Source organism: Streptomyces sp. SudanB5_2050 (assembly GCF_964272335.1).
In the GTDB taxonomy this organism is placed as follows: domain Bacteria; phylum Actinomycetota; class Actinomycetes; order Streptomycetales; family Streptomycetaceae; genus Streptomyces; species Streptomyces rochei.
In genome coordinates this window covers 929,362-951,726 of the sequence record NZ_OZ186760.1, presented here as the reverse complement: position 1 = coordinate 951,726, position 22,365 = coordinate 929,362, and the positions used below count along the sequence as shown (strand labels likewise).

Here is a 22,365-nt window from a genome sequence, read left to right as displayed (position 1 = left end):
AAGCCGGCAGCAGGGGAGGGTGAAGCCGTCCGTCAGGTGCGCCGGTCCGGGCCCTCCCGGAACGTCGCCAGGACGGCGGCGAGCGCCTTCTGGTTCGCCGTCTCCGCCCAGTCGTCCGCCGGCGCCGTCCAGCGCAGCGAGAAGCTGCGTCCGCCGCCCAGGAGGAAGCCCCGCCCGAAGGTGCGCCTGCGCTCGCCGCCGTCCCGGACGACCCACTCCATGTCGGCGGCCTCACGGCCCCGGTACGTCGTCGCCCGTACGGCGCCGATACGGCGGTACTCGCCGTCCGAGCGCCGGAGCCCGGGCTCCACGTCGTCGCGCCACACCGCCACGGGGTCCTCGCCCGCCCGCTCGCTGTGGGTGACCGCGAGCGTGCGCGGGTCCCCGTCCGCGCCGAAGACGACCCGGTAGGCCCCGTCCGGCACGCGCGAGGTGTCCAGGCGGCGCCAGCCCTCGGGGAGGGCGACGGAGAAGCCCTCGGGCGCGTCGTAGCGGCGGAAACCGGCCGGGAGGGGGTCGCCGGGCCGTGAGGGCGAGGGCGAGACCGAGGGTGGCGGTGAGGGCGCCGCGCCGGCGGGAGGCGCCGCTTCTCCCGAGGGCGGTGTCGCGGGGGCCGAGGGGCGCCCGCGGGCCCCGGCTGCGGCGTCGCCGTCGGTGCCGGGCAGTCCGTGGGTCACCGCCAGGACGGCGGCCGTCACCGCGACGACCGCCAGGACGGTGACGGCCGCCGTCGCCCGCCGGTTCCCCGGCCGGCCCGCCTCCCGGGCGGCGGCACACGCGCCCCGCAGCCGGGGCCGGGGCACCGCGCGGACGGCCGCGTCGGGATCCTCCGTGAGGACCCGGGTCAGGGCCGCACGCACCACCGGGTGGGTCAGGCGCTCCCGGTGGTCCTTGCGCAGCAGCCCCCGCACGGTCTGGGCGAGCGGACCGGCCCGCACCGGGGTGCGCAGCGGCAGCCGGTCCACGCCCCGCAGTGTCGCCTCGGGCCGGCCCCGGTCACGGAACGGCGGACGGCCCTCGGCCATCGCGTAGAGGAGCGCGCCCAGCGTCCACAGATCGGCCGCGGGCCCGAACCGCTCGTCGCGGGCCTGCTCGGGCGAGGCGTACGAGGGGGCGGTCAGCCGGGGAACGAGGGCGGCGCCGGCCAGTCCGAAGCCGGTGACGACGACCGATCCCTCCTCCCGCACCCACACCTGTCCCGGGCTCAGCTCCCCGTGCGTGACGCCCTGTCCGTGCGCGGCCTCCAGGACCTCCAGCAACTCCAGACCGACGCGCGCCGCCCGTACGTAGTTGAGCGTGCCGTGCCGTTCCAGGAGTTCTCCGAGCGGCACTCCGCCGGGCCACTCGGTCACCGTCCACAGGAAGCCGTCCTCCACCACCGCGTCGACCACCTCGGCGACCCGCCCGGGGCACCGCGCCTGCAGCGTCGCGCCGGTGCGGACCACCCGGCCGGCGGTACGGCGCGCCGTCTCGCCGGCCCCTTCCCCCTCGGGCAGCGCGGTCTGCGCGACCAGGCACGGGCGGCCCGTGTGGACGTCCTCCCCGGACCAGGAGACATGGTTCGTCTCCCGGTGCACGACCTCGAGCAGGCGGTACCGTCCGGCGATCAGCTCGTGTGTGGAGACGCGCGCCCTGCCCATGGTCATCCCTCGTTCGCACCGTCGGCTCTCGGCTTGCCCAGAAGTACGGGGAGCCGGGCGGGCCGCGTTCAACGCGGCGGCGAGTCGGTGGGAATCGAGGTCGTGGGGGCAGTGGCGCGCGGACCCCGTCAGCGCAGCCCGAAGCGGTCCGCCCAGCCCGTCATGTCGGCGGTCGTGGCGTTGCCGCCGCAGACCACCAGCCCGATCCTGGCGCCGTCCCCGACCCGCTCCACCACCCGCCGGGCCGCAGGCAGCAGGCACCCGGCGGCCGGCTCGGTCCACACCTTCCCGTGCTCGGCCAGCGCCAGCGAACCCTCGACGGCCTCCCGGTCCGGCACCACCAGCACCTCGGTGACCAGCGCCGACACATGCTCGTACGTGAGCCGGGAGACGGCCGGGGCGCTGAGCGTGGTGACGATCGACGACAGGGACACGGAGCGCGGCCCGCCCGCCGCCAGGGCCTGGGACATGGCCTCGGCGCCCTCCGTCTCCACGCCCCAGATCCGCACGTCGGGCCGACGCGCCCGCAGCGCCGCCGCCACCCCCGCGATCAGCCCGCCGCCTCCGATGCTCACGACGACGTCCGTCAGCTCCCCGGCGTCCTCGGCGAACTCGAGACCCACGGTGCCCTGCCCGGCGACCACCACGGGGTCGTCGAAGGGGTGGACCAGGGTCAGCCCCTCCTCGCGCAGCCGGGAGACGAGCGCGAAGGCACTGTCCATGCCGTCGGTGAGCCGCACCAGCGCGCCCGCCTCCTCGGCCACCTCCACCGAACGGGCCGGTGCCGTACGCGGCATGACCACCGTGGCCTTCACGTCGAGCGCGGCGGCCATGACCGCCACGGCGACACCGTGGTTGCCGCCGCTGACCGCGACGACCCCGGCGGCCCGCTCGGCCTCGGTCAGCGACAGCAGCTTCGCCGTCGCGCCGCGCGCCTTGAACGAACCGGTGCGTTGGAGCAGCTCCAGCTTCGCGGTCACGGGCACCCCGAGCAGCCCGGACAGCCCGGGGCTGGGCACGGTCGGGGTGCGTACGACGTGTCCGGCGATCCGCTCGGCCGCGGCTTCGATGTCCGTGATCCCGATCAAGGCACTCTTCCTTCCGAACCCGGGCGCCCGTCCGCGCCCGCTCGCACCCTTTCGCGTGCGGTGCCCAAGGTCAACACGGGCCCCGGGGTCCCACGAGGCACGGGCGCACCACGGCCGGGCCGGCCGACGGGCGCGCGGCTCAGTGTTGCTGTGGCTTCTGCGGCGTCGCCTCGCTCGGCCGCACCACGACGAACCCCTCGCCCTGGAGCACCAGTTGGACGGCCTCCCCGGACCCGCCGCGCAGCATCGAGCCGATGGACTGCGAGCGGTGCAGCGAGGTCGACAGCCCCGCGGACCAGCCGACGACCGCGTCGGTGTCGACGTAGACCGGGTACTGGGGCGAGACCGGGATGACCAGCGGGCTGCCCTCGCAGATCAGGCCCAGCCTGCCCTGGCCCGTGAAGACGCTGTTGAAGAGCCCGCCGCCGGCGATGCCGGAGCCCTTGACGGTGGAGATGCGGTACGACAACGAGGCGTCGAAACACAGGACGTTGCGGCCGTTGACGGTGAACTCGTCACCGGGCTCGACGTCCACCACGAAGCAGTTCTGCGCCTCGTGCGCGAACCATGCCTCGCCCTGTCCGCGCACCGCCATCAGGGGCAGCCCCTCGCCGGTGACCGCGCGCTTGAGCATCCCGCCCACACCCTGGCCCTTGCGCTCGAACTGCAGACTGCCGCGGTAGGCGACCATCGCGCCCTGCCGCGCCAGCATCTCGCCGTTCACCGTGTAACGGATGCACTTGGAGTTCTCGACGGTCATGCCCGGCGCGGTCGCGGGCTGCACCATGTGCTCGCTGGAAAAGAGGTCACCCTTCATAGGCGCATCCTGTCCCGGAGTGCCCCGTTCCGCCAAGATCGGGTGGTTCCCGGCTCGTTCAGCCGCCGAAGAGCTGGGTCCAGTACGTGCCCGCCCGCCCGCCGCCGGCGAGGCCGATCCCGAGGTGGGTGAAGTCGGCCTCGAGGATGTTGGCCCGGTGACCGGGACTGTTCATCCAGCCCTCCACCACGTCGGCGGGGGAGCGCTGGCCGCAGGCTATGTTCTCGCCGACCGTGCGCCGGGCGGCGCCCGCGGCGGCGGCCCGGTCCCAGGGCCGGCCGCCGTCCGGATCGGTGTGGGAGTAGAAGTCGCGGGCCACCATGTCGGCGCTGTGCGCCTGGGCGGCGGCGGTGAGCCGCGGGTCGACGGCCAGCGCGGGCAGACCGGCGCGGGCCCGCTCCCGGTTGGTGAGGTCGACGACCTCGTCCGTGGTGCGGGCCAGACCGTCCGGGGTGAGCGGCACGGCCCACAGCACCGTCCAGTACGTGTCGCCCGAGGGGCCGCCCGTCGCGTGTCCCCACCCGGTGTGGGTGAAGGCGGGATGGTGCAGCGTACGGCGGGTCCGCTCGGCGCGCAGGCAGTAGGTGACGAACTCGGCGGGGGTGCGCGGGCCGGAGACCAGGTGCTCGCCGACGGTGAGGTACGCGTACCCCGCGGAGACGACGCGCTGGTGGACGCAGACGCCGTCCCGGGTCTCGACGCTCAGCGCGCCGGCCGCGGACATCGCGGCGGCGTGCGCCCGGGCCGCGGTGTGCAGGCGGGCGTCCGCTGCGACGGGCCGGGAACCCGCCGCCGTCCGGGCGGCGTTGACCAGGGTCAGGAACCCGTCGGAGTCGGGGACCGGCACCGACGCCGGCACGGGTCGGGCGGGCACCCCGCGTGCGGCGAGCGGCTGCGGCGGACCGTCCGCCTCGTCGTCGACGTCCACCCCGAAGTCCCGGGCCAGCCCGGCGAGTCCGTCGGCGTACCCCTGCCCCAGGGCGCGCAGCTTCCAGCCCGCGCCGCGCCGGTAGAACTCCGCGAGCAGCAGGACCGTCTCCTGCCGGGGACGGGCGGGGACGAACCGCGTCAGCGCGTGCCCGCGCGCGTCGGCGACCTGGAGCGCGGGGGAGGGGAGCGCGCCGAGGGCGGTGCCCGGGTCGGAGGGGCTGACCGCGATCGTGACGCGGGTGGCACCCGGCCGCAGTCGCGCCGGATCGACGGTGAGCGTGTCGCCCCGCAGGCGGATGCCCGGTGCCCGCGGCTGGTTGTAGAAGACGAAGTCGCCGTCCCCGGCCACCTTGCCGCCGTCGTCGGTCACCAGCGCCGACACGTCGAAGGCGCCGGGCACCCGTACGCTGACGGGTCCGTCCGGCAGGGGGAGGTTCCCCCCGGGCACCAGCTCACTCATCTGCCGCCCTGCCTCCCGGTCGGCGCTCCTGCGGGTGTCGGCTGTCGGGTCAACGTCCGCCGCGGGGCAGGGGTTCCCGGTCGGCCGGTCGGCCCGGACCGGCGGTCTCCGGTGCGATCAGGCCCTGCCGGTAGGCGACCGCCACCGCCTCGGTGCGGCTCGCCGCCTCCAGCTTGGCGAGGATGTTGGAGACGTGGACGCTCGCCGTCTTGGCCGTGATGAACAGCTCCTCGCCGATCTGGCGGTTGCTGCGCCCCCGGGCGAGGAGCCGCAGCACCTCCTGTTCGCGGGCGGTCAGCTGCGTGGCGCGGTCCCCGGTGTCCGCCGGCCGGGCCCGCCGCACCAGATCGTCCAGCCGCTCACGCAGCGGGGCGGCACCCAGCCGGTCGGCCTCCCGATGGGCGAGGCCGGCCTCGCGGGCCGCCTCCTGGGGGCGGCCGGCCGCCAGCAGCGCCTCGGCCAGCCGCAGCCGGCAGCGGGCCCGTTCGTACACGTCGCCGTGGGCGAATCCGTCCACCGCCCGCTGCCAGGCCGCCGGGTCGGGCCCGGTGGCCAGCCGCTCCCACTCCGCCTCCGCGCGGGCCAGCCACGCCTGCCCCTCCGGGCCCTGAGGCCGGTCGTCCTCGCCCCGGCGGGCGGACCGGCGGGCCTGTTCCAGCAGTTCGGCCGCGGCCTGAGTCCACCGGCCGGCTTCCGCCTCGTCGCCGGCCGCGCGCAGCCCCACGACGGTGTCCGCGACCGCGGACAGGGCGAGCGCGGCGAGCCGGACCGTGACGGCCGGCGGCGTCCCCGCGTCGTCGGTGAGCCTCGCCACGGTGGACCGCGCCCACCGCACGGCGTCCTCCGGGTCCCCGCGCAGCGCGGCGGCGTCGGTCAGCACGATGCCCGCCACCAGCGTGACCATCCAGTCGAACGGTCCGTCCAGCAGGGCACGCGCGCGGTCGGCGGCCCCGAGGTCGCCGCGCGCCAGCGCCACGTACAGGACGGGCGCGACGGTGTGGGCGCCCGCGGCGGGCGGGCCGCCGGCCTCGTCCTCGGCGGCCTCGCGCAGGCACTCCTCCCAGTGCCCCAGCGTGTACCGCACCAGCAGCCGCAGATACCGCATCTCCCGTGCGTAGGGCGAGGACAGGAGCCCGGAGCGCCGGGCCCGCTCCAGTCCCTCCGCCGCCCGGTCCAGGCAGTCCGCCGGGGCTCCGGACTCGAAGCACCCGATGGCCAGGTTGAACAACGCGCGCAGCTCCACCGGTGCGTTCCCCGCCCGGCGGGCCAACTCCCGGGCCTCCCGCAGCCGTCGCCGGCCACGCTCGGTGGTCCGGTTGTCGTCCTCGAGACCGATCACCGAGATCAGGAGGTCCGCCCGGGCGTCGGCGACCCCCAGTTCCTCGGCGACGCGCAGGGCCCGGCGTCCCACCCGCAGAGCGGTCTCGATCTCGCCGACCTGACGTGCCGCCATGACGTGGGTCGCCGCGGCCCACACCCACGTCGGCGACGGCGGCTCGGCGGGGATCAGGGCGAACGCCTCGCTGCTGTGGGCGAAGGCGGCCGACAGGTTGTCGACCCGCAGCAGGTTCCCGGCGAGCGTGTAGCGGACCCGGGCCGCGAGTTCCAGGTCCGCGTCCTGCCCGAGGCCGGCCAGCGCCGACCGGGTGAGCGACACCGCGCGGTGCAGGTCGCCGGCGTGCGCGGCGGCGGCCGAGGCGCGCAGCGTGAGGGTCACGGCGTCGGGGCCGGCGGGCCGTGCGGCGGCGTCGACCACCGACCACAGGTCCAGGGCCGCCTCCAGGTGCCGCAGCTCCTCGGCGGGCGCCCCGATGCGCTGGGCGTGGTCGGCGGCCTCCAGGGACGCGGCGAGCGCCTGGGGCAGGTCGTGGCTCTCGCGGTGGTGGTGGGCGCGCTCGGCGGCACTGTCCGACCGGCGGTCCGGACCGCCCAGCAGCCGGGCGAACGCGCCGTGCAGCCGGGCCCGCTCGCCGGGCAGCAGGTCGGCGTAGACCGCCTCGCGGGCGAGGGCGTGCCGGAAGGAGTAGGTGTCGCCGTCGTCGGAGACGAGCAACTGCCGTCCCAGGGCCTCGCGCAGCGCCGACTCCAGTTCCTCCTCGGGCAGCCCGACGGCGTCCCGCAGCAGCTCGTGCCCCACCCTGCGCCCGGCGACGGCGGCGGTGCGCAGCACCTGCTGGGCCGTCTCCGACAGCTGCTCGAACCGGATCAGCAGGACGTCGGCCAGACCGCTGGGCACACCGTGGACCGGCGCGTCCGTGGCCGCGACCAGTTCCTCGGCGTAGAAGGCGTTGCCCTCGGCGCGTTCGACGATCCGGTGCACGGTCGCCTCCGGCAGCGGCCGCTCCCGCAGCGAACGCACCAGCCGGGCCACGTCGCCGTCGGGCAGCGGCCGCAGCTCCAGGCGCTCCACGGACGGCAGCCGCACCAGCTCGGCGAGCAGGGGGCGCAGCGGGTGGCGTCGGTGCAGGTCGTCCGCCCGGTACGAGGCGAAGAGCGCGACACGGTGACCGCGGGCGCCGCCCGCGGGCCGTTGCAGCACGCCCCGGCTGAGGAGGAACCTCAGCAGGTCCCGGGAGGACTGGTCGGCCCAGTGCAGGTCCTCCAGGACCAGCAGCAGCGGGGCGACGTCGGACAGCTCGGCCAGCAGCGCGGCCACGTCCTCGAACAGGCGCAGTCGTGACCGCGTGGTGCCGTCCCGGCCCTCCGCGTCCTGCGGGCCGGCGCCCAGCAGCCGGTCGGCCACCGGGTGGGCGGCCAGCACGGCGGCGAACCGCTCGTCGGCGGCGAGCACGCCGAGGATCTCGGTGAACGGCAGGTACGGCAGGCCGACGTCGCCCAGGTCGACGCAGTGCCCGGTGAGGACGGTCGTCCCCGCCGCGGCCGCCCGCCCGGCCACCTCGTCCAGCGTGCGGGTCTTGCCGACGCCGGCGTCCCCGGCGATCAGCACCGCGCGGGCCTCGCCGGCCCGGGCGCGCTCCAGTACGCCGGTGAGACGCGCGAGTTCGTCCTCGCGGCCGACGAGCGGACTGACGGAAGAGGTCTGCGGCACGTCCCCATCCTGGCACGCGGGTCGGACAGCCCCGCGGGAAACCCGCGCCCGGGGGTCCGGTCCCACCGGACCGCCCGGACGGGGCGCGCCGCCCGGACGGGGCGCGTCGCCTGGACGGGGCGCGTCGCCTGGACGGGGCGCGTCGTGCGGACGGGGCGCGCCGTGCGGACGGGGCGCGCCGTCGTGCTCAGCCCCGCAGGGCCCGGGCCCAGTCCGCCGGGACCCGGTCCGCCGGACCGGGGGACGGCTGGTCGGCGGGGTGGCTGCTCGGCGGGGCGAGGGCCGGGCCCGACGCCCTGACCTCCTCGGCCGCGTAGTCCCAGAACCAGTCCTCGCCGGGTTCGAAGCTCTGCACCAACGGGTGCCCGGTGGACCGGTAGTGGCCGGTGGCGTGCTGTCCGGGCGAGCTGTCGCAGCAGCCCACGTGGCCGCAGCTCGCGCAGCGCCGCAGATGGAACCACCAGCCGCCGGACGCGTCGCAGTCGGCGCAGCCGGTGCCGCTGGGCGGGGCGGCGGGGTCGATTCCGGTGTCGTCGTTCATGTCGGCTCCTCGGTCGGTTCGGGCTCCTCGGCCGGTTCGGTCCCGGCGGTGAGCGGCAGCAGCACCTGGAAGCGGGTGTCCCCCGGAACGGACTCCACCTGGAGCGTGCCGTGGTGCTTGTCGACCACGATCCGCCAGGAGATGTCCAGGCCCAGCCCCGTGCCCTCGCCCACCGGTTTGGTGGTGAAGAACGGGTCGAAGACGCGCTCCCGGATCTCCGGGGCGATGCCGGTGCCGGTGTCGCGGAACTCCACCAGCAGCCGGTCGTGGTGGAGCGCGGTCCGCACGGTCAGCGTGCCCTCGCCGCCCGCGTCGTTCATCGCGGAGACCGCGTTGTCGATCAGGTTGGTCCACACCTGGTTGAGTTCCGCCGGGTACGCGGGGACCGGCGGCACCGTGCGGTCGTACTCCTTGACCACCTCGATCCGGGGCCCGATCTTGCCGGAGAGCATCAGCAGGGTGCTGTCGAGCAGTTCATGGACGTCGACGGTCCGGTGCGGCGCCCGGTCCAGCTGCGCGTACTGCTTGGCCGCGTCCACCAGGTGGGAGATACGGGCGGTGGAGTCCGCGATCTCGTTCATCAGCAGCTCGGTCTCGACGGTGTAGTTGAGCCAGCCGACCGCTCCCGGCAGGATTTCCTCGTCCACGGCCGCCGCGACCTGCTCCAGCCACTCCGTGTCGAGGCCGGCCTGCACGAAGGTCGGCGCCAGCCGCCACCCCTCCCCGATGCCGTGGTCGTCCAGCCAGTCGGTGAGCGCGTCCTCCCGGTCGGCGGCCTCCAGCGGGGTCAGCGACGGCGCCTTGGCGACCCGCTCGGCCGTGCGCTCCTGGATGTCGATCAGCCCGGCGAGCGCGTCGCGCGAGAACGGCCCCTCGGCGATCACGGCCAGCTTGTGCCGCATCTTCGCCACCCGTTCCCGCAGCGTCGAGGTGGCCCGCACGGCCGCCGCCGCCGGGTTGTTCAGCTCGTGGGTGAGTCCGGCGGACAGCGAGCCGAGCGCCAGCAGCCGCTCGCGCTGCCCTATGGTCCGCTGGGTGTTCTTGGACCCGAAGAACAGCCCCTCCAGCAGGTGCACCGCCATCGGGAACCACTCCCGCATCACGGCCGCGAAGGTCTCGGCGGGCAGCACGAAGAACCGCGTCGGCTCGGTCACCCGCATCGAGTTGGTGTAGACCTGCGGCACCCGGTCGCCGACGTACGCCTGCATGGCGCCCGCGTACACCCCGCGCTGGGAGGTGCGGTTGGTCTCCACGTCGTCCGCGCCGACCCGGCGGGAGAGGACGACCGTCCCCTCCAGCATGACGTAGAAGCAGGTCGCGTCCTCGCCCTCGGCGTACACCGGACCGGGTTCGAACAGCTCCACCCGGCCCTCGGCGCACAGCCGGCCCAGCTGCTCGGGCGTCAGCTTCTCGAACAGGAACAGCTCCCCGATCTCCCGGGGGCTGCACGGCATCGGCCGCCCGCTCACGACTGCTCCAGGTACCGGTGGACGAGCATCACGGCCATCGCTCCCTCTCCTACGGCGGACGCGACCCGCTTCGCGGACTCGGCGCGGGCGTCGCCCGCCACGAACACGCCCGGGACGCTGGTCTCCAGGTGGTACGGCGGCCGGTCCAGCTCCCAGCCGGCGGGCGGCCGCCCGTCGGGCGTCAGGTCGGGTCCGGCCAGGATGAACCCGCGCGCGTCGCGCAGCACCGTGCCGTCCAGCCAGTCGGTGTGCGGGGCCGCGCCGATGAACACGAACAGCCACTGGGCGTCGACCAGTTCGGTGGAGCCGTGCTCGTCGCGCAGGGTCAGCCGCTCCAGGTGGCCGTCGCCGTGCGCCGACTCGACGACGGTGCCGCAGCGCACACGGATGTTGGGGGTCTCCTCGATCTGCCGGATCAGGTAGTGCGACATCGACGCCGTCAGCGACCGGCCGCGCACCAGCAGCGTCACGGACTTGGCGCCGCGGGAGAGGAACATCGCCGCCTGCCCGGCCGAGTTGGCGCCGCCCACGATGTACACGTCGTGGTCCTGGCAGGCGGCGGCCTCGGTCAGCGCGGAGCCGTAGAAGACACCGCAGCCGGTCAGGTCGTCCGTGCCCGGCGCGGCCAGCTGCCGGTAGGAGACGCCGGTCGCGAGGATCACGCTGTGCGCGGCGATCGACGAGCCGTCGGAGAACCGCACGATCCGCGCCGCGCCGCTCGCCTCCAGCCCGGTCACCTCGCGCGCGGTGAGGATCTCGGCGCCGAACTTCGACGCCTGCCGCCGGGCCCGCTCGGTGAGCTGACCGCCCGAGACGCCGTCGGGGAAGCCGAGGTAGTTCTCGATGCGGGAGCTCTGTCCGGCCTGTCCGCCGGTGGCCGACCGCTCCACCAGCACCGTCCGCAGCCCCTCGGAGGCCCCGTACACGGCCGCGCCCAGCCCGGCCGGGCCGCCGCCGATCACCACCAGGTCGTAGAAGTCGGCGGCCGGTGTCGTCGCCAGGCCCACCCGCGCCGCCAGCTCCGGCGCCTCGGGCTCCACCAGCGGCGTCCCGTCCGTCGTGATCACCACCGGCAGCCGCTCGCCGTCCTGCCCCGCCGCCGACAGCAGCCGCCGCCCCTCCGGCTCCTCGGCCGAGTACCAGCGGTACGGCACCTGGTTGCGCGCCAGGAACTCCCGGACCTCCGAGGACCGCGCCGACCAGCGGTGCCCGACGACCTTGGTGCTGGGCACGGGACGGTGGTCACCCGCGCGCCAGGCCCCGAGCAGGTCGTCCAGGACCGGGTACAGCTTCTCCTCGGGCGGGTCCCACGGCTTGAGCAGGTAGTGGTCCAGGTCGACGACGTTGATGGCGTCGATCGCCGCGTCGGTGTCCGCGTACGCGGTCAGCAGGACGCGCCGGGCGCCCGGGTACACGTCCATGGCCTGTTCCAGGAACTCGATGCCGTTCATCTGCGGCATCCGGTAGTCGGCGAGGATCACCGCCACGAGGTCGCCGCGCAGCTTCAGCTCGCGCAGCGCCTGGAGCGCGGACTCGCCGGACTCCGCCCGCACGATCCGGTACGACGCGCCGTAGCGCCGCCGCAGGTCGCGGGCGACGGCACGGGAGACCCCCGGATCGTCGTCCACGGTCATGATGACGGTCCGCGTCGCCCCGTCGGCCTGTGCCATGCGTCCCCCACGTCGAGCGGCCGGATTCACGGCACGGCCTCCCCGTCACCGCACCGGCCCGCGCTCCATCGTATGTTCGGTCCCGGCTCCTCGCTCAGGCAGCGCGGAGGACGTCCCACCCGGCGCCGCGGGGCGGGCCGCGTCGGCGTTCCCCCGCTCCCCGCTGCGGGATCATGAGGACGGCGTGGGGAAGACTGGCCCCATGGACGACGTGACCGCGACACAGGGAGGGGCCCGCATGACGCGCCCGATCACGGCAGGGGTGGACGGTTCCGAGGAGAGCCTGGCCGCACTGGCCTGGGCCGCCAGGGAGGCGGTCCGGCGCCGGGCGCCGCTGCACGTGGTGCACGCCTGGCAGGCGCAGACCGGGGACGGCGCCGGGGAGCGGGACGCGCAGGAGCGGTGGGTGCGGGAGGCGGTCGCCGAGTCGGTGCGGACCGTCACCGAACGGCACCCGGAGCTGACCGTGTCCACGGAGGTGCGCGAGGCCGACGACGCCGTCGCCGTGCTGCTCGCCGCCGGGGCCGGCGCCGAGGAACTGGTGCTGGGCTCACGCGGCCACGGGGCGGTCGTCGGGTTCCTGCTCGGCTCCGTCGGCCAGCAGGTGATCGCCGAGGCCACCCGTCCGGTGGTCCTCGTGCGTTCCGGCGACGAGGCCGCGTCCGAGGCGGCGGGCCGCGAGGTCGTCGTGGGCCAGCAGGGCGAGCCGGAGGACAGCGCCGACGTGATCGGGTTCGCCTTCGAGGCCGCCGCCGCGCGCGGCGCCACCGTGCGCGCCGTGCGGGCCTGGACCCTGCCGACGGTGTTCACCTACAGCCCGGGTTCCATGGCCCTCGCCGACGAGGCCGGGGGGCTGGAGCAGTACGAGCGCAAGGCGCTCGGCGAGGCGCTGGGGCCGTGGCGGGAGCGCTTCCCGGACGTGCCGGTGATCGAGCACGTGGAGATGGGCAGCGCCGGCCAGGTGCTGCTGTCGGTGGCCGGCGGGGCCCAACTGGTCGTGGTCGGCCGCCGTGCCCGCCGTACCGCCGTCGGCGCCCGCATCGGTTCCGTGGCGCACGGTGTGCTGCACCACGCCGAGTGCCCGGTGGCGGTGGTCCCGCACGCCTGAGGGCGCCGGGCGGCGCGGTCCGCCGCTCAGTCCGACGTCGGCTGCAGCGTCTCGCGGGCCCGGGGCAGGATGTGGGCGATGTAGTCCGCGACGGCGGTGTCCAGGCCGATGTCGTGCTGGGCCCGCTCGGAGAGGTACCAGCGGTGCTCCAGCAGCTCGTGGTAGATCTCCGCCGGGTCCATCGCGCCGCGCAGCTCCACCGGAACCGCCCGCACGGTGGGCCGGAAGACCTCGCGCACCCAGCGGTGGGCGAGGACCTCCGGGCGGGCGCCCAGGGGGTCACCGGGGGCGTAGTCGTCCTGGGTGGCCATCCAGCTCTCCAGGTCGTTCAGCAGCCGCCGCGCCTGGTTCTCCTCGGCGTCCAGACCGGTCAGGCGCAGCAGCTGGCGCTGGTGGTGGCCGGCGTCGACGACCTTGGGCACGAAGGTGACCGTGTCGCCGTTGGAGGCGTGCTCGATCTGCATCTCGGCCACGTCGAAGCCTAGGTCGTTCAGACGCCGGATGCGGCGCTCGATGTAGTGGTACTTGCCCGCCGGGTAGACGGAGGTGCGGGTCAGCTCCTGCCACAGACTCCGGTAGCGGGCGCAGATCTCGGTGCCGAAGTCGACGGGGTCGACGGAGGGGTGGAGCGCCCCCGACGCCTCCAGGTCGAGCAGTTCCCCGCTGATGTTGACCCGGGCGAGATCGAGGTCGTAGTCGCGCTGCCCGTCGCTGAGCCGCTGGTGCAGTTCCCCGGTCTCGGCGTCCACCAGGTACGCGGCGTAGGCGCCCGCGTCGCGGCGGAAGAGGGTGTTGGACAGCGAGCAGTCGCCCCAGGCGAACCCGGCGAGGTGCAGCCGCACCAGCAGCACCGCGAGGGCGTCCATCAGGCGGTGCATGGTCGCCGGGCGCAGCGTCGTCTCGAACATCGACCGGTAGGGCATCGAGCCGCCCAGGTGCCGGGTGATCAGCACCGGTTCCAGGGGCTCGCCCGCGGTGTCGGTGCGGCCGGTGACCACGGCCAGCGCGTCGACCGCGGGGATGGCGAGCCGGTCCAGGTCGCGCAGCAGCTGGTACTCGCGCAGCGCGGGGCGTTCGGCCAGCTCCTTGACGGCGACGACCTCGTCCCCGGCCCGGGCGTAGCGGACGACGTGCCGGGAGATGCCGCGCGGCAGCGGCACGAGGTACTCCTCGGGCCACTCCTCCAGCGGCGTCTGCCAGGGCAGTTCGAGCAGGAGCGCGGGGTGCTCCGGGTTGGTGGCGCTGATCTGCAAGGCCATGCCACGACTCTAGAACGCCCGTTCCCGGGCCTGGCGGGCGGCTTCCTTCACGAGGCCGCGGTGGACCGGGCCGTGCCCGGGGAGCAGGACGTCGGCGTCGAGTCCCGCGACGACGTCGAGGGAGGCCAGGGCGCCCGCCCGGTCGTGGTGGAACATGCCGGGCAGCAGCTGGGGGCCCGAGGTCCGGGAGGTGGCGTGGGCGCTCACCAGCGCGTCGCCGGAGATCACCACCCCGGCGTCCGGGAGGTGGTAGACGCAGTGCCCGTCCGTGTGCCCGGGGGTGTGCACGGGCACCGGGCGGCCGGGCAGGTCGAGCGCCCCGCCGGTGGGGAAGGGCTCGGGCGAGACGACCGGATGCCGCTCGGTGCCGCCGGAGCGCAGGACGTGCGCCGCCCAGGGCAGCACGCCCGGACGCCAGGCGTTGCGCAGTACGGCGGTGAGGGACACCTGCTGGAGGAAGTCGCGCCGGGCGTGGGGCACTTCGGCCGGGTGGAGCCAGACCGGCGTGCCGTACGCGGCGCGCAGGTACTCGGCCGAGCCCAGGTGGTCGTTGTGCGCGTGGGTGACGAGCACGGCCGTCACCGCCTCGGGCGCGGTCCCCGCGGCGGCCAGGGAGTTCAGCAGCGTCCGGCGGTCGCCGGGGTAGCCGGTGTCGATCAGGGTGGCGGCGTCGCCGTCGGTGAGGATCACCCAGTTGGTGTGGCCGCCGTGCACCAGGAAGGTGCCGTCGGCGACCTGCCGGACGTCCGGTCCCATGGTTCTCCCGCGTCGTGGTGACTGCCCTTCGGGCGACAGCCAACCAGACGCGGGAGCCGGGAAGGACGCACGACCCTCGGCCTCCGGTACGCGGTCTTCAGCGCACGCCGTGCGGCCGGAACTGGACGCTGATGCGGGGCCCGGCGGCGCGGGTGCTCTTGGGCACGCAGTGTTCCCAGGTCCGCTGGCAGGAGCCGCCCATCACGATCAGGTCGCCGTGGCCGAGCGGCCGGCGCACCGTGGCGCCGCCCCCGCCCACCGGGCGCAGCAGGAGATCGCGGGGCGCGCCGACCGAGAGGATCGCGACCATCGTGTCCTGGCGCGCGCCCCGGCCGATCCGGTCCCCGTGCCAGGCGACGCTGTCCCGGCCGTCGCGGTAGTGGCACAGCCCGGCCGTGGTGAAGGGTTCGCCCAGTTCCCCGGCGTAGTGGGCCGTCAGCGCCTCGCGCGCCTCGGTCAGCAGCGGGTGCGGGAGCCGGTCGCCCGCCCCGTAGAAGGCCAGCAGCCGGGGTACGTCCACCACCTGGTCGTACATGGCCCGCCGCTCGGCGCGCCACGGGACCTCGGTGGCCAGGTGCCGGAAGAGCGCGTCGGCGCCGCTCAGCCAGCCGGGGAGCAGGTCGATCCAGGCGCCGGAGCCCAGCTCGGTGCGGCGCAGACCGTCGAGCGGGCCCAGCCGGACCTCGTCGGTCTGGTCGAAGAGCGAGCCCTGGAGGTGCGTGGTCATGGGACCAGCGTACTCCGTATTCGAAAATGCGTTCTACTTCTGGTCGCGCCCCTTTCGATACGCCGGTGCATCCGATACGTTCACGCATCGAATCGACGAGGGGCGTGGCGGTGAAGGCGACGACCGGGCGGGTGACCAGGCGGCGCCTGCGCACCCGCGCCAAGCTCCTGGACGCCGCCTTCGAGGTGTTCGCCGCCAAGGGGTTCGGGCGGGTGTCGATCGAGGAGGTCTGCGAGGCCGCCGGATACAGCCGGGGCGCCTTCTACTCGAACTTCGGCACCCTCGACGAGCTGTTCTTCGCGCTCTACCGGCAGCGCGCCGACGAGATCGCCGAGCAGGTGTCCGAGGCCCTCGCCGGCGACGGGCCCGACCTGGACGTCCCGGCCGCCGTGGACCGGGTCACGGAGGTGCTGCTCCTCGACCGGGCCTGGCTCCTGGTCAAGACGGACTTCTTGGTGCACGCCGCCCGCGACACCGACGTGGCCCGGACCCTGCTGGAGCACCGGGCGCGCCTGAGGGGAGCCGTCGCCGACCGGCTCGCCCGGGCGCGCGGACACACCCCGTTGCCCGCCGTGCTGGGCGACGCCGAGAGCGCCGCGCACGCCGTGGTCGCCGCGTACGACGGGGTCACCACCCAACTGCTGCTGGACCGGGACGTCGAACACGCCCGGGTCCGGCTGGGCCAACTGCTCACCGCGCTGCTCACGGACGGCGGCGCCGGTCAATGACGAACAGGAAGGGACGGTCGCCATGGACGCCGACGTCATCGTGGTCGGAGCGGGACTGGCGGGTCTGGTCGCCGCGCACGAGCTGACCAGCCGGGGCCGCAGGGTGGCCCTGGTCGACCAGGAGAACGCGGCCAACCTCGGCGGGCAGGCCTTCTGGTCCTTCGGCGGCCTCTTCCTGGTCGACTCCCCGGAGCAGCGCCGTCTCGGCGTCAAGGACTCCCTCGACCTGGCCTGGAGCGACTGGCAGGGCAGCGCCGGCTTCGACCGGACCGAGGACGAGGACTCCTGGGCGGTGCGCTGGGCCCGCGCCTACGTCGAGTGGGCGGCGGGGGAGAAGCGCTCCTGGCTCGCCGGGCACGGCATCACCTTCCTGCCCACCGTCGGCTGGGCCGAGCGCGGCGACCTCCGGGCCGGCGGGCACGGCAACTCGGTGCCGCGCTTCCACATCGCCTGGGGCACCGGCACCGGGGTCGTCGAGCCGTTCGTGCGGTACGCGAAGCAGGCCGCGCGCGACGGGCTGCTCACCTTCCACCACCGCCACCGCGTCGACCACCTGATCGTGGAGGACGGCACGGCGCGCGGCGTCCGGGGCACCGTCCTCGCCGAGGACCGCTCGCCCCGTGGCGTCGCCTCCAACCGCGACGCCGTCGGCGAGTTCGCACTCGCCGCCCGGGCCGTGATCGTCACCTCCGGAGGCATCGGGGGCGACCACGACGTCGTCCGCCGCCACTGGCCCGAACGCCTGGGCACCCCGCCCGCCGAGATGGTCACCGGCGTGCCCGCCTACGTCGACGGGCGGATGCTGGACATCAGCGCCGAGGCGGGCGCACGCCTGGTCAACCGCGACCGGATGTGGCACTACACCGAGGGCGTGCGCAACTGGGACCCGATCTGGCCCGGACACGGCATCCGCATCCTGCCCGGCCCCTCCTCGATGTGGTTCGACGCCCTGGGCCGCCGGCTGCCCGAGCCCTGCCTGCCCGGCTACGACACCCTCAGTACCCTGCGTCACCTGCGCACCGCCGACGGCCTCGCGGACCACGACCACTCGTGGTTCATCCTCACCCAGAAGATCATCGAGAAGGAGTTCGCGCTCTCCGGCTCCGAGCAGAACCCGGACATCACCGCCAAGGACCGCGCCGGCTTCCTGCGCGAACGCGTCCTCGGCAAGGGCGCGCCCGGTCCGGTGGACGCCTTCCTGCGTGAGGGCGCCGACTTCGTGACGGCGCCGAACCTGGAACAGCTCGTCGACCGGATGAACGGGCTCACCGACAAGCCGCTCCTGGACGCCGCCTCCATCCGGCGCCAGATCGAGGCCCGCGACCTCCAGCTGGCCAACCCCTACGCCAAGGACGCCCAGGTCCAGGGCATCCGCAACGCCCGCCGCTACATCGGCGACCGACTCGGCCGGGTCGCCGCCCCGCACCGCATCCTCGACCCGGCGGCGGGCCCGCTGATCGGCGTCAAGCTGCACGTCCTCACCCGCAAGACGCTCGGCGGCATCCAGACCGACCTCGACTCCCGCGCCCTCGGCGCCGACGGCACGCCCGTCGAGGGTCTCTACGCGGCCGGCGAGGTGGCCGGCTTCGGCGGGGGAGGGGTGCACGGGTACAACGCGCTGGAAGGCACCTTCCTCGGCGGCTGCCTGTTCTCCGGGCGCGCGGCGGGCCGGGCCGCGGCACGGCAGACGGCCTGAGCGGCGCGTCCCCGGCGGCGGCCGCGGTTCCTCACGACCCGTCGAGGAGCCGGAGCAGCACGGAAGCGTGGCTCTCCGCGGGCGACTTGGACGCCGTCAGCAGCGTCACGTCGCCCCGGCGCGCCAGTTCCCGCACGTGGTCGAGGAGTCCGGCCGCCTCCGGGTCCGCCAGCTCGGCCTCGTAGCGCTCGGCGAACTCCTCGTACGAGCCCTCGCCGGCGTGGTACCAGCGGCGCAGCTCGGTCGAGGGGGTCAGCCCCTTGGGCCACTCGTCGACGTGTGCCGCGTCCTTCGCCACGCCCCGCGGCCACAGCCGGTCGACCAGGACCCGCACCCCGTCGTCCGGTTCGGGCGGGTCGTAGACGCGGCGCACACGCACGGTCATGGACGGTCCCCTCTCGCTCGGCGCCGATGCCGCCGTGAGCCTACGTCCGTCTCCGGCGAGGCGCCGGGGACGGGTGCGCCGTTCGGGCCCCGGCCGGTTCCCCGCCGCGCCTGCCGGGTACTCCGTCGCTCGGACGAGGTGACGAGGAGGTCGGCGCATGCGCGCATCGGACGGGATGCCGGTCGTCCGGTCGCTCGACGAACTGACCGGCCTGGTACGGCGGCACCGCGGCCTGTACGTGCGCTGGTCGCGGGGCCCCGGCACCGACCTCGCCGAGGTCTCCAGCACCGACGAACTCACCGGCGTGCCCCTGCCCGGTCTGTCCGCCAGTCCCCTCGACGTGGAGGCGTGGTGGGCGGACCGGCCCGTGCGGGTGTGGGCGGCGCGCCGACTGCACGACTACGCGCACCTGCCGCACGACAAGGGCCCGGGCGTCCGGCCCTGGGTCCTCACCGGGCGGGAGGCCGGCCGCGGCCCCGACAACGAACCGCTGGTCGCCGACGCCCGCCCCCTGTGCTGGATCGCACCGGACGTGATCGAGGAGGCCCGGGAGGAAGTGGAACGCCAGGAGCGTCCCTGGGGGCCGCTGCGCCGGGGCGGCCGCTGAGACGGCCGGCCCAGCGGCGGCGCATGGTCAGCCGGAGCGCCTGCGCACCGCCTCGCGGCGCTTGAGCGCACGGCGTTCGGTCTCGCTGGTCCCGCCCCACACGCCGATGGACTGCCCGGTGTCGAGCGCCCATCGCAGACACTGCTCCTGTACCGGGCAGGTCCGGCAGACCGCCTTCGCCTGCTCGGCCTGCAGCGCGGCCGGTCCGGTGGTGCCGATCGGGAAGAACAGGTCGGGGTCCTCCGTGCGGCACGCGGCGTGCTCTCGCCAGTTGTCCATCAAAGTCACCTGCGATCGGTATCGTTCGCGCCCTCGTGAATCCATTGCTCCGTTCCGGGTGGCCCGTCGATACGGGGTGAAACCGGCGTCGGCGCCTTCGATCGCGTCCCTCACCGTCCGCGCAGCGACCGAGCCGCCGCCGACGCGACCGCCTCGGCCAGCGTGGCCAGGGCCGGGGAGTCGAGCTTCCACTGCTGCCAGTACAGCGGGACGTCCACCGGAAGGTCCGGCGCGAACTCCACCAGCCGGCCGGTGCGCAGCAGCGGCCGTGCCTGCGGCTCGGGCACCATGCCCCAGCCCAGACCGGCGGCGACGGCCTCGGCGAACCCCTCCGAGGTCGGCACGTAGTGCCGTGCGGCACTCGCGCCGCCGAGACCGAGCCGCCGCGCGAAGCCGTCCTGGAAGTCGTCCCGCCGGTCGAAGACCATCACCGGCGCCCCGGGGAGCCGCTCGCGCAGCGGCCCGTCCAGGTACCGCGCCGCGAACTCCGGTGCGGCGCAGGGGAGATAGCGCATCCGGCCCAGACGCCGGACGGTGCAGCCGGGGACCGGGTCGGGAGAGGAGGTCACCGCGGCCATCACCACGCCCTCGCGCAGCAGTGCCGCCGTGTGGTCCTCGTCCTCGCGGCGCAGCTCGAAGCAGAGTTCCGGCTCCCGGGGCACCCGGGTCAGGGCGTCCAGGAACCAGGTGGCGAGCGAGTCCGCGTTCACCGCGACCGAGACCCGGGTCGGCTCTCCGGCCCCGCTCAGCCCCAGCTCGGCGTACGCGTCCCGCTCCAGCCGGGCCACCTGCCGAGCCAGGCGCACCAGCACCGCGCCGGAGTCCGTCGGCCGCACCGGCTTGGTGCGCAGCAGCAGCACCCGGCCGGTGCGCTGCTCCAGCGCCTTCACCCGCTGGCTCACCGCGGACGGCGTCACGTGCAGGGCCGCGGCGGCCGCGTCGAAGGTGCCCTCGTCCACCACGGCCAGCAGGGTGCGCACCTGGTCCAGGGGCAGGTCCGCCACGGCCGGCATGCTCGGTCCCGTCATCACGAAAGCTAAGGATACGTAAGAATCTTTAGCTGTACGCCCAGTGATCGCTCGCCTAGCTTCGACGGCATGACCAACGCCCTCTCCGCCGCGGCCGCCGGCTTCGGCACCGGCCTCTCGCTGATCGTCGCCATCGGCGCCCAGAACGCCTTCGTCCTGCGCCAAGGCGTCCGGCGTGACGCGGTCCTCGCCGTGGTCGGCATCTGCGCGCTGTCCGACGCCCTGCTCATCGCCCTGGGCGTCGGCGGGGTCGGGGCGGTGGTGGTGGCGTGGCCGGACGCCCTGACCCTGGTCGGCTGGATCGGCGGCGCCTTCCTGCTCTGCTACGGCGCCCTGGCCGCGCGGCGGGTCTTCCGGCCGGCCGGCGCGCTGCTGGCGGAGGGCGACGCGGCCGGCTCGCGCCGCCGTGCGGTCCTCACCTGTCTGGCGCTGACCTGGCTCAATCCGCACGTCTACCTGGACACGGTGTTCCTGCTGGGCTCGGTCGCGGCCGACCGGGGCCCGCTGCGCTGGACCTTCGGGCTGGGTGCCGTGCTGGCCAGCGTGTGCTGGTTCGCCGCGCTCGGCTTCGGCGCCCGCTACCTGGGCCGCTTCCTGGCCCGCCCCGCGGCCTGGCGGGTGCTCGACGGACTGGTCTCGGCGACCATGATCGTCCTCGGTGTCACCCTGATCGCCGGGGCCTGACCGCCGTCGGACGGAACCATCCGGCCCACGCGCTCGAACGAAGCTGCGATAGTGAGGTCCGCAGTCGAAAGATGTATCGAGCATGTAGGAAGCGCGTGGACACCAGCGAGAGCAGCGGCGACGGCGGCGGCCGGAGCGGAACCGACCCCCGGGCGAAGGCGGCCGTGCCGCCGGACCCCGCCCAGCGGCGCGGCCGGCGCCGCTGGGTCATGGACACCCGGCCCCTGCGCCGCCCGGCCTACCGCAGGCTGTGGTCCTCGACCGTCGTGACCGCCGTCGGCAGCCAGCTGACCGCCGTCGCCGTGCCCAAGCAGGTCTACGACATCACCGGCTCGTCCGCCTGGGTCGGCGCCGCGAGCCTCGCCGGACTGCTGCCGCTGATCGTCTTCGCCCTGTGGGGCGGCGCGGTCGCCGACACCATGGACCGCCGCAAGCTGCTGCTGATCACCAACACGGGCATCGCCGCGACCTCGCTGCTGTTCTGGCTGCAGGCGGTGACCGGTCTGGAGTCGGTGGCCGGCCTCATGCTGCTGCTCGCCCTCCAGCAGGCCTTCTGGGGCCTCAACGCGCCGGCCCGCAACGCCTCCATCGCCCGTCTGGTCCCGAAGGACGAGCTGCCGGCCGCCAACGCGCTCGGCTCGACGGTCATGCAGACCGGCCAGGTGGTCGGCCCGCTGCTCGCCGGCGCCCTCATCCCGGTCATCGGCCTGGCCGAGCTGTACCTGATCGACGCGCTGGCCCTGTGCGTCACCGTGTGGGCGGTCCACAAGCTGCCCGCGCTGCCGCCCCTGACGGGCGCACCGGTCCGGCGTGCCGGTGTCCGCGAGGTCGTGGCCGGGTTCCGCTACATCGCCGGGCACACGGTGCTGCTGCTCTCCTTCCTCGCCGACATCGTCGCCATGGTCCTCGGCATGCCCCGGGCGCTGTTCCCGCAGCTCGCCTCCGAGACGTACGCGGGCTACGGCGAAGGGCTCGCCCTCGGCCTGCTCTTCGCGGCGATCCCGATCGGCGCGGTGGCCGGCGGACTGTTCTCCGGGACCTTCTCCCGGGCCCGGCGGCACGGCTGGATGGTGATCGGCTCGGTCGTGGTCTGGGGTGCCGCCGTCGCCGGTTTCGGGCTCAGTTCCAGCCTGTGGCTCGCGGTGGCGTTCCTGGCCGTGGCCGGGATCGCGGACATGGTCTCCATGGTGTTCCGCGGCGCGATCCTGCTCTCCGCCGCGACCGACGAGATGCGCGGGCGCATGCAGGGCGTCTTCACCGTGGTCGTCGCGGGCGGCCCGCGCCTGGCCGACGCCCTGCACGGCGGCGCCGGTTCCGCCTTCGGCGCGCGCGAGGCGGTGACCGGCGGCGGCGTCCTGGTCGTCGTGGTGATGCTCGCCCTGGCCGCCGCGATGCCCGCGCTGCGCCGCTACCGGGTCTGAGGGCGCCTCACCGCGGACCGCGC

20 protein-coding genes are annotated in these 22,365 nt (G+C 75.0%); 6 read left to right on the top strand and 14 right to left on the bottom strand.

Translation table 11 applies throughout. The features are described 5' to 3' along the window. Window positions 1–32: 32 nt before the first annotated feature. The 8 genes from ACFZP7_RS03985 to ACFZP7_RS03950 form a co-directional block, all read right to left on the bottom strand. On the bottom strand, window positions 33–1,646 hold the full coding sequence (locus ACFZP7_RS03985; protein WP_385633854.1) for a serine/threonine protein kinase: 1,614 nt from the start codon (window positions 1,644–1,646) through the stop codon (window positions 33–35). A gap of 122 nt (window positions 1,647–1,768) precedes the next feature. Continuing rightward, complete coding sequence (locus ACFZP7_RS03980; protein WP_125537585.1) at window positions 1,769–2,728, bottom strand: threonine/serine dehydratase; 960 nt, start codon at window positions 2,726–2,728, stop codon at window positions 1,769–1,771. A gap of 139 nt (window positions 2,729–2,867) precedes the next feature. Next, window positions 2,868–3,545 (bottom strand): AIM24 family protein, encoded by a 678-nt coding sequence (locus tag ACFZP7_RS03975; RefSeq protein WP_109203530.1) that lies wholly within the window; start codon window positions 3,543–3,545, stop codon window positions 2,868–2,870. Window positions 3,546–3,603: 58 nt separating this feature from the next. Next, complete coding sequence (locus ACFZP7_RS03970) at window positions 3,604–4,935, bottom strand: CAP domain-containing protein (RefSeq protein ID WP_385633853.1); 1,332 nt, start codon at window positions 4,933–4,935, stop codon at window positions 3,604–3,606. A 49-nt stretch (window positions 4,936–4,984) separates the two neighbouring features. After that, window positions 4,985–7,984, bottom strand: a complete 3,000-nt coding sequence (locus tag ACFZP7_RS03965; RefSeq protein WP_385633852.1) for an ATP-binding protein — start codon at window positions 7,982–7,984, stop codon at window positions 4,985–4,987. Window positions 7,985–8,171: 187 nt separating this feature from the next. Then, window positions 8,172–8,525 carry a UBP-type zinc finger domain-containing protein gene (locus ACFZP7_RS03960; RefSeq protein WP_125771346.1) on the bottom strand — a complete coding sequence of 118 codons (354 nt, stop codon included), beginning with the start codon at window positions 8,523–8,525 and terminating at the stop codon, window positions 8,172–8,174. After that, entirely contained in the window at window positions 8,522–9,979 is a 1,458-nt protein-coding gene (locus ACFZP7_RS03955; RefSeq protein ID WP_385638330.1) for an ATP-binding protein, read from the bottom strand. Before ACFZP7_RS03955 ends, ACFZP7_RS03960 begins: the two co-directional genes overlap by 4 nt. An 11-nt stretch (window positions 9,980–9,990) precedes the next feature. After that, window positions 9,991–11,664 carry an FAD-dependent oxidoreductase gene (locus ACFZP7_RS03950; protein WP_355101589.1) on the bottom strand — a complete coding sequence of 558 codons (1,674 nt, stop codon included), beginning with the start codon at window positions 11,662–11,664 and terminating at the stop codon, window positions 9,991–9,993. A 238-nt stretch (window positions 11,665–11,902) separates the two neighbouring features. On the opposite strand from ACFZP7_RS03950, the gene ACFZP7_RS03945 reads away from it, so the two are divergent. Then, on the top strand, window positions 11,903–12,772 hold the full coding sequence (locus tag ACFZP7_RS03945) for a universal stress protein (RefSeq protein ID WP_031021127.1): 870 nt from the start codon (window positions 11,903–11,905) through the stop codon (window positions 12,770–12,772). Between the two features lie 26 nt (window positions 12,773–12,798). Here the strand turns inward: ACFZP7_RS03945 and ACFZP7_RS03940 are convergent, their stop codons facing one another. The 3 genes from ACFZP7_RS03940 to ACFZP7_RS03930 form a co-directional block, all read right to left on the bottom strand. Next, on the bottom strand, window positions 12,799–14,031 hold the full coding sequence (locus tag ACFZP7_RS03940) for a DUF4032 domain-containing protein (RefSeq protein WP_019327326.1): 1,233 nt from the start codon (window positions 14,029–14,031) through the stop codon (window positions 12,799–12,801). A 9-nt stretch (window positions 14,032–14,040) separates the two neighbouring features. Beyond that, complete coding sequence (locus ACFZP7_RS03935; protein WP_385633851.1) at window positions 14,041–14,787, bottom strand: MBL fold metallo-hydrolase; 747 nt, start codon at window positions 14,785–14,787, stop codon at window positions 14,041–14,043. A gap of 97 nt (window positions 14,788–14,884) precedes the next feature. Further along, window positions 14,885–15,514, bottom strand: coding sequence for an alpha-ketoglutarate-dependent dioxygenase AlkB (locus tag ACFZP7_RS03930; RefSeq protein ID WP_030976564.1), 630 nt, complete (start codon window positions 15,512–15,514; stop codon window positions 14,885–14,887). A 104-nt stretch (window positions 15,515–15,618) separates the two neighbouring features. Between ACFZP7_RS03930 and ACFZP7_RS03925 the strand changes: the two genes are divergently transcribed. Together ACFZP7_RS03925 and ACFZP7_RS03920 are read left to right on the top strand one after the other, a co-directional pair. Beyond that, a complete protein-coding gene (locus ACFZP7_RS03925; protein ID WP_385638327.1) occupies window positions 15,619–16,242 on the top strand; it encodes a TetR/AcrR family transcriptional regulator in 624 nt (207 codons plus the stop codon). Window positions 16,243–16,264: 22 nt separating this feature from the next. Further along, on the top strand, window positions 16,265–17,938 hold the full coding sequence (locus ACFZP7_RS03920) for an FAD-binding dehydrogenase (protein ID WP_385633850.1): 1,674 nt from the start codon (window positions 16,265–16,267) through the stop codon (window positions 17,936–17,938). Window positions 17,939–17,969: 31 nt separating this feature from the next. On the opposite strand, the gene ACFZP7_RS03915 is transcribed toward ACFZP7_RS03920, so the two are convergent. Beyond that, window positions 17,970–18,323 carry a DUF488 domain-containing protein gene (locus tag ACFZP7_RS03915; protein ID WP_086877383.1) on the bottom strand — a complete coding sequence of 118 codons (354 nt, stop codon included), beginning with the start codon at window positions 18,321–18,323 and terminating at the stop codon, window positions 17,970–17,972. Between the two features lie 157 nt (window positions 18,324–18,480). Here ACFZP7_RS03915 and ACFZP7_RS03910 point away from each other — a divergent pair, with 157 nt between their 5' ends. Further along, window positions 18,481–18,930 (top strand): DUF6098 family protein, encoded by a 450-nt coding sequence (locus tag ACFZP7_RS03910; protein WP_037823168.1) that lies wholly within the window; start codon window positions 18,481–18,483, stop codon window positions 18,928–18,930. A 27-nt stretch (window positions 18,931–18,957) separates the two neighbouring features. On the opposite strand, the gene ACFZP7_RS03905 is transcribed toward ACFZP7_RS03910, so the two are convergent. Beyond that, a complete protein-coding gene (locus ACFZP7_RS03905) occupies window positions 18,958–19,209 on the bottom strand; it encodes a WhiB family transcriptional regulator (protein WP_046250921.1) in 252 nt (83 codons plus the stop codon). 110 nt (window positions 19,210–19,319) lie between these two features. Then, a complete protein-coding gene (locus ACFZP7_RS03900; protein WP_225619589.1) occupies window positions 19,320–20,237 on the bottom strand; it encodes a LysR family transcriptional regulator ArgP in 918 nt (305 codons plus the stop codon). A gap of 69 nt (window positions 20,238–20,306) precedes the next feature. On the opposite strand from ACFZP7_RS03900, the gene ACFZP7_RS03895 reads away from it, so the two are divergent. Together ACFZP7_RS03895 and ACFZP7_RS03890 are read left to right on the top strand one after the other, a co-directional pair. Further along, entirely contained in the window at window positions 20,307–20,921 is a 615-nt protein-coding gene (locus ACFZP7_RS03895) for a LysE/ArgO family amino acid transporter (RefSeq protein ID WP_019327335.1), read from the top strand. A 95-nt stretch (window positions 20,922–21,016) separates the two neighbouring features. Next, window positions 21,017–22,342 (top strand): MFS transporter, encoded by a 1,326-nt coding sequence (locus ACFZP7_RS03890; RefSeq protein ID WP_031021137.1) that lies wholly within the window; start codon window positions 21,017–21,019, stop codon window positions 22,340–22,342. The last annotated feature ends 23 nt before the right edge of the window (window positions 22,343–22,365 follow it).